Here is a 6,644-nt window from a genome sequence, read left to right on the forward strand (position 1 = left end):
GTGGGGTTTTCACCCACATCCAAAGAACAGTTAGTTGGTTACTGGGGTGTCCGCCCTAGTATCCTTCCCCAACTCATACCCCTTTATTTGCTAAAGGCTCTTAGTTGGAACGAGTCGCACATTCTCCCTAAGCGTTTTGATCATAGATCTAGGTTTCGGTGTGCCCCACCGTACCTTTACTTTTTTTTTAGAAATAGATACTTTTTTATATCTAAATTTTTCATAGACGTTTAAGTCGTTAGACCAAATTACGCAATATGTATCTGTGACATATTTTTTACGTTGCCTACTTATTGTTAGATAGTATCTTTCTAGTTTTTAGTCTATTGTTTATATTTCTCTAGTAGCACACTTAGTTCAAACTATCAATACAAAGTTTCCAAAAAAGCCGTCCTATAAGGACGGGGCTTTAGACCCAAAATTTTTGGTAACGAAACCCAACATCATCGATATCGATCTCGGGCGTAAAACAGCATATAATTAAGTAATAGGCAACGATCTATGATCGCCGAGTCATAGCCATTACCCCGTTGACCGTAAGTTCGGGTAGAATGCCTAAGCTTGGCAGAATGTCTTCTCCTGAAAAGATTATGGGTAGGTCATCTCCCTGCCAGACCCAAATCTGCTGACGAGCGAAATCGATTAACCAGGCTAATTGTGTTCCGTTGCTGAGGCAATGGAGAATCTTGTTTTGCAAGTTTAAAGTACTTTGGTCAGGGGAACGAATTTCAATCAGCCAATCTGGTGCTCCATCAACGGGTCCGTCGTGATCAGGAAGATGATCGTAACCAACGATAGCAATATCTGGCACTGGCGAGTAGGGAGGTATGATGCAGCGTAGCTCCTGCACAGCTTCACATCGTTCGCGTAGCGGCTCCATTCGCGTAGCGTGGCCCAAAGGCCAAGGAGCATCGGTACGATCATTAATGTAATTAACCAGATTGCGTTGTAGGCGCGAGTGAAAGAGGGTTGGCATTGGTTTTTGGACTGCTCGCCCATCAATTAATTCCCATGCCGGAGAAGCCTCAATATTGGGTTGAGTGAGGAATTCTGCGAGGGGAATCCTTGGGATTGACTGGGTCATAGCTGCTTCCAACATTTCACTGGTTCAGTTTATACCAACCACAGTACAGGCCAAATCTTGCCCAGGGTTGCGCAAGAGAAGCACGCTTCCCTTGCCGGATCACGGACTAACCCTTTAAAGATTAGCTTGCCTGACAGTCTTTCTCATCCGCTTAAAGTTCCACAGACCAAACATTAACCAGAAGGCTAGTAATCCTGTTGTTAGCAGTAACACTACCGATGGGCCAAATTGCACAATCAGTGCTGGTGCAGCAGCAGTAAACAAGCCACCACCTACTATCGGTTCAAAGAACAACTGTTTGTAGGCGAAACTCTCAAAAGCACCGGTATGGTTATCTGGGTCTACCATCTGGATCAACAAAATACCGGTTGCTGTCACTCCCATGGATTGTCCCATATCCCCGATGCCACGCTCAAACCAGTATCTGGGCAGTATACGGGGTGCGAGGAAAACAAATGCCCAGATGTTCCAGACGATGCCAGCGATCGCAAGAATTAAAAATGGCAGGAGGTTGTTTCCCAGCACTCTTAGGGAAATGGACGCTAATGCGGTGACAATTACCACATCTAACGCTACCCCAGAGATGCGCTCCTGCAAGGGTCGAATAATTAGTGACCCTAGTCCTAGACGCACGGTTACGACTTGGACAATCAAACCACCAATTAGTGCCATGGGAAACAGAGGCACATACTGAATTACTTGAAAACCACCGGCTCCCCAAGTCACTGACTCAATGAACTTGAGCACTGCCAAGATTACCCAGCCGATAGCGATCGCAACTCCTACAAAAGCAAGGTTCAATGACAACGGATCGATCAGTAAACCATCCATTAATCTCGCTCTGGTTAACCTGACTTCCGTAGGTTCTCGTTGAATTGTCTGTTGAATTGTATTTTGAATTTTATCCCGAAACTGTTGTAGCTCACTGCTGGGATCAGGGCTGGCCTGGATGTAGCCCTTGCGCCTGCCCCAGCTTGCTAGCCAGGTACCTGCGATCACCCCTGTGACAATACCGACTGTAGCCAAGCCTAGAGCCAAGTCACCACCGTCGTTAAAACCCAATTTTCTAAAGGTATTGGTCATGCCAGCAGCGGTGCCGTGACCACCTTCAAAGGCAATTTCGATTAATGCACCTGCGATGGGATCGACACCGAATATCGGACTCAACACTAACAAAACTAGCAGCAGTCCAATCACATATTGTCCCCAGGCCAGGGTTTGGCCGAATGCTACCTGAGGTGCGGCTTTGCGCCAAATTTTTCTGGGACTGGGAATAGCTTCACCTAAAAATAAGGCGGCGAAGACAACATTGATAAAGACACCAGGAGACTGAGACCAAACTGTTGCCATCGTTTTCGGAAACAGACCCCCAGCCAGTAAGGAATCTGTACCTGATAGGCTAGATGCGATCGCACCCAATACTGCTGGGCCGAGTAACAATGCTACTCCCCCAGCAATAACAGATTCTGGTAGATAAAGGGATTGAAACAGCCGAACTTTCTGTTTGAGAAACCTGCCGATCAGGAGTAAAATCCCGATCATGATCAAAGCAAATAAAGCATTGATGAGCGTAAACATAGCACCTTCCCCTCAGTGGGATAGTTACACCACCGATGTCAACTGCCTCTGGTAACTAAAAATTTGAAATTTTACGGTAAAGCTTTTACGGTAAAGCTTTGACTGTAAAGCATCGTCGGCGAGTTGAGTCTATGGTGGTGATGCTGAATAAAAAATTATTGTAGCTCAGGCGAGAGAGAAAATTCCGTCTAGTCTCTAGTTTTTGGGTCAGGGTAAACTGCTATAGCAGTTCTAAATGAATTGTCAGAATTTCTGATCGGAATTTCCCGACTCCCGACTCCCGACTCCCGACTCCCGACTCCCGACTCCCGACTCCCTTTGCTATATCATAAATAGTCAACCAGATTTGATCTAACCCATGACTTCTACTCAATACCGTAATCCTGCCCCCACTGTTGACATCATTATTGAACTAATCGACCGACCCCATCGACCGATTATTTTGATTGAACGGGAGAATCCCCCTTTAGGTTGGGCAATTCCCGGTGGCTTTGTAGATTACGGCGAGTCCGTGGAAACAGCAGCGGTGCGGGAAGCTAAGGAAGAAATCAGCTTACAGGTTGAACTAATTGAGCAATTCCAGGTGTATTCTGACCCTAGTCGTGATGCCCGTAAGCATACTATTAGTATTGTTTTTTTAGCCACAGCAACGGGTGTTCCAAAAGCCGCTGATGATGCTAAAAATATTGGCATTTTTCACCCTTGGGAAGTGCCATCTAATCTCTGCTTTGATCACAACAAAATTTTGCGAGATTATTGGAATTATCGTCATTATGGAATTAGACCTAGGCTATGTGCGGAAGTGATACAGTAAGTCATCAACTAGGAATACATTGAACTAACCTGAATGCAAACATCAGCCTGTAATCCTGATAGTTAAGAAAAGTTAAGGATTACACACTCATGAACATCAAGCCCTCTTTAATGGCAGCTGCTACTGTAACAATCGCTGCTTCTACATTTACTGCCATCTCTGCCGAAGCAGCTGTTCTTGACTTCGATATTTCTCCGTTTACCGGTGATGCAGCTACAGTCAACGTTACTTTAGAGCAAGATGGCAATGATGTTAAGTTTAACTTTCAGGTGACTGATACCTTGGCCGACATCACTGGGGTATTCTTCGATATTAACGACATTTTCAATTTAAACTCAAATGATTTGAGTGTTAGTGGCAATGATGTAACCGGGGGTTTGGTAACCAATACTAGCAATCTTGGCGGTGGTGTCAATCTGACCGGTGGTGGTCCGAGCAACCCTGGCTCATTCGATTTGGGCTTAAAGATTGGCACCAATGGTATCGGACGTGATGATATTCAATCCACTAGCTTTACCCTATCTCACGCTACACAAGCCTTAACTCTCCATATGTTTGAGGAGCAAAAGTTTGGAGTGCGTCTGCAAAGTGTAGGGTCTAATCGTGAAGGCAGTAGTAAACTGAAAGGAATATCCCCTATAAAAGTTATCCGCCCCTCTGATTCCAAACCAGTTGGTGTACCGGAACCCTCCACTCTACTGGGATTAGGCTTATTTGCTGTCGGTATAGCTGGGACACGCCCCATTGTCAAAACCTAAGGAGTTGATATCAATCAAGCGGCTTTTGTCTTGGATATTACCAATAGCTGAATGCTTACACCAATGGGGAAATAATAAAATTTGATTGTGATTCCATCGTCGTCACAAACAATGATTTTTCTAATGATTGGTCTTCATAAAGGATACTCATGGTTTTGACGCTTCAGTTTCTGCAATGGTAGAATTCGATAAATTAACTAAGTGCAGGGTGTATCTACTTTTAATTGCGACCGGGAAATAAGAATGACTAGGGCAAGCTTCCCTGCTGATAATATCACATTATAATATCACATTTCAGAGTTTACATATAGCTTTAAGAACCTTTAGTAATTGAATAGAACTCTCAGATTCCATCAAGTTCAGTAATGGCATGAGCTGATAAGTTGGGGAAGTTTCCTGCTGCAGATAAACAAACTGATAACGTAATCCATTCGTCACTAGCCCCCATACGGATCTTTGATACTCTAAACTTTTATAGGCATAAGTCAGTAATTGTGCTAAACCTGCCGTTACATCAGCTAGACTATTTTTCGTTTCGATCACCAACACCCAAAAATAGTTATTAGCTGGTGTTGGTTGCTGGTTGTTTATAGCTAGAATATCGAGCCGCCCTGTAATTCGTGTTTCCTCGTCTTCACTATCAATTTCGGCAATCCCCTCTTCTACGGAAATTGTAATGGGGTAGTGATAGAAGCCAGCTAATCTGAGCAATGGAGCAATAACCACTAACTTTACCTGCCCTTCAGAGACTTTTCCTGATCTTAGATAGGGACGAAAATCATTCTTTATTTGCACCAGTTCCTGCTTTTCAACGTCTGTTAGCAGTTCTAAGGATAACAAGGGCGTGAATGAGCCATCATAATCTTCTTCGAGATTCAAAAGACGATAAACATCATCTAGGGATAAGTTACTAGAGTTTAAAGTTTTCATTAGATACTTAATTTTTTTCCAATGCTAAGACAGTTTTGATATTACAAGTTTTCTGATTTCAGATATATGCTCCTAAGCCAACAGCTAGGTTAGAACTACAGTAGTTGCTTAGGGTGCGTTAGGGGGGCTTACCCTCATTTTCTGCCTCTTCGAGCCTTGTTGGGAAAGCCCGCCGGAAGATTGTAACAGGCAAGATGCCTGTTCCACCCCTGATGCCCATTCCACCCCTGATGCCCATTCCACCAAGATGTCCATTCCACCCACCGGGCTAAACAGCTTTTAGGAGATGCACCCAATGGCCGCTCAACTACCGTGCCTATAGCCCATAAGCTAAATCCTTACAATCTTTGAGGTCAGAAGTCAGTATTCCCAACGGACATCCGGTGACTTGCTGAAAAGCCGGGATTGATGATCGTGATTTTTTTTTGCATCATAGAAGTAACTCCTACTTGGTTGGGAGGAAAGCCGCGCTGGTCATGATTAACGGGCATACTCAGCGCGGTTATTAGTATCGGTGTTTACCTTCTATAGTATAGATAACTTCTCGAAAAAATGCAAGGGGCAATTAAAAATATTTACATTTATTTACAAATACTTGTTTTAGGGATTTAAATTACTACTATTTAACGTTTTTATTGGTAATACGATTGAGTAAATATCATAGTTTATATCAGTTAAAAAGATTAGGAAGTAATCATTTGTATTGACATAAACAAGGTTTTGCAACCTGCCGAACACTTTTTTGTTATATAGCGGTTTTTAATTAGGTGAGGTACATGTTTTTAGGAACATTCGGAGCAGGGAGCAGTGAAGTCAGAAGGTAAGCATATGCGCACTTATCACAGGCTAGAAGCCTGTTCCACCCACGCTACGCGAACAGCCGTCAGCCCTCAGTGGTCAGTGGTCAGCCTTTGGCTGAAAGCTGATAGCTGATAGCTGATAGCTGATAGCTGATAGCTGATAGCTGATAGCTGATAGCTGATAGCTGATAGCTGATCACTGATAGCTGATAGCTGATAGCTGATAGCTGATAGCTGATAGCTAACCTCAAAACTGACCCATGCCAGCAGACACTGAATTTTTCTCCAATGCTGAAACAGTTTTGATATTACAGGTTTTCTGATTCCAGATATATGCTCCTAATCCGACAGCTAAGTTAGAAATACAGGCAGCAGCAAAGATACCATTCACCCCAAATAGCTGACTGCCTAGATAAGCCAATGGTATGTAAAGCACCACCATCCGAGTCACCATCATCACCACTGATGGTAAGGGTTTACCTAAGGCATTAAAAGTGGAACTAGCAACTAGAATCACGCCTGTTCCGGCATAGCTAATCGGGACAATAAGTAGGTAGGTGGCGGTAATTTTTATTACTTCTGGGTTGCTGTTAAATAGGGAGGCTAACCAAGGAGCTGTCGCAGCAAGAATCACTGTTACTAATACTCCCAAAATAAGCAAAATAGGAAACTTAGACCCA

General features: G+C 43.7%; 7 protein-coding genes. 3 read left to right on the top strand and 4 right to left on the bottom strand.

Annotated elements, in window-relative coordinates:
- Nucleotides 1–499: 499 nt before the first annotated feature.
- The gene (locus F6J99_RS39420) at nt 500–1,084 is read right to left on the bottom strand and encodes a Uma2 family endonuclease (RefSeq protein WP_293121561.1); all 585 of its coding nucleotides are present in this window, start codon (nt 1,082–1,084) and stop codon (nt 500–502) included.
- Between the two features lie 114 nt (nt 1,085–1,198).
- Nucleotides 1,199–2,662 carry a sodium/glutamate symporter gene (locus tag F6J99_RS39425; RefSeq protein WP_293121563.1) on the bottom strand — a complete coding sequence of 488 codons (1,464 nt, stop codon included), beginning with the start codon at nt 2,660–2,662 and terminating at the stop codon, nt 1,199–1,201.
- Nucleotides 2,663–3,020: 358 nt separating this feature from the next.
- Here F6J99_RS39425 and F6J99_RS39430 point away from each other — a divergent pair, with 358 nt between their 5' ends.
- Nucleotides 3,021–3,476: an NUDIX hydrolase gene (locus F6J99_RS39430; RefSeq protein ID WP_293121565.1), complete on the top strand. Its 456-nt coding sequence runs from the start codon at nt 3,021–3,023 to the stop codon at nt 3,474–3,476.
- Between the two features lie 89 nt (nt 3,477–3,565).
- The gene (locus tag F6J99_RS39435; RefSeq protein ID WP_293121567.1) at nt 3,566–4,234 is read left to right on the top strand and encodes a PEP-CTERM sorting domain-containing protein; all 669 of its coding nucleotides are present in this window, start codon (nt 3,566–3,568) and stop codon (nt 4,232–4,234) included.
- A 294-nt stretch (nt 4,235–4,528) separates the two neighbouring features.
- Here the strand turns inward: F6J99_RS39435 and F6J99_RS39440 are convergent, their stop codons facing one another.
- Nucleotides 4,529–5,164 (bottom strand): restriction endonuclease subunit R, encoded by a 636-nt coding sequence (locus F6J99_RS39440; protein WP_293121569.1) that lies wholly within the window; start codon nt 5,162–5,164, stop codon nt 4,529–4,531.
- A gap of 807 nt (nt 5,165–5,971) precedes the next feature.
- Between F6J99_RS39440 and F6J99_RS39445 the strand changes: the two genes are divergently transcribed.
- Nucleotides 5,972–6,097 carry a hypothetical protein gene (locus F6J99_RS39445; protein ID WP_293121571.1) on the top strand — a complete coding sequence of 42 codons (126 nt, stop codon included), beginning with the start codon at nt 5,972–5,974 and terminating at the stop codon, nt 6,095–6,097.
- A 114-nt stretch (nt 6,098–6,211) separates the two neighbouring features.
- On the opposite strand, the gene F6J99_RS39450 is transcribed toward F6J99_RS39445, so the two are convergent.
- A partial coding sequence (locus F6J99_RS39450; RefSeq protein ID WP_293121573.1) for an MATE family efflux transporter occupies nt 6,212–6,644 on the bottom strand: 433 nt, incomplete at its 5' end.

Source organism: Moorena sp. SIO4G3 (assembly GCF_010692305.1).
Taxonomy (GTDB): domain Bacteria; phylum Cyanobacteriota; class Cyanobacteriia; order Cyanobacteriales; family Coleofasciculaceae; genus Moorena; species Moorena producens_A.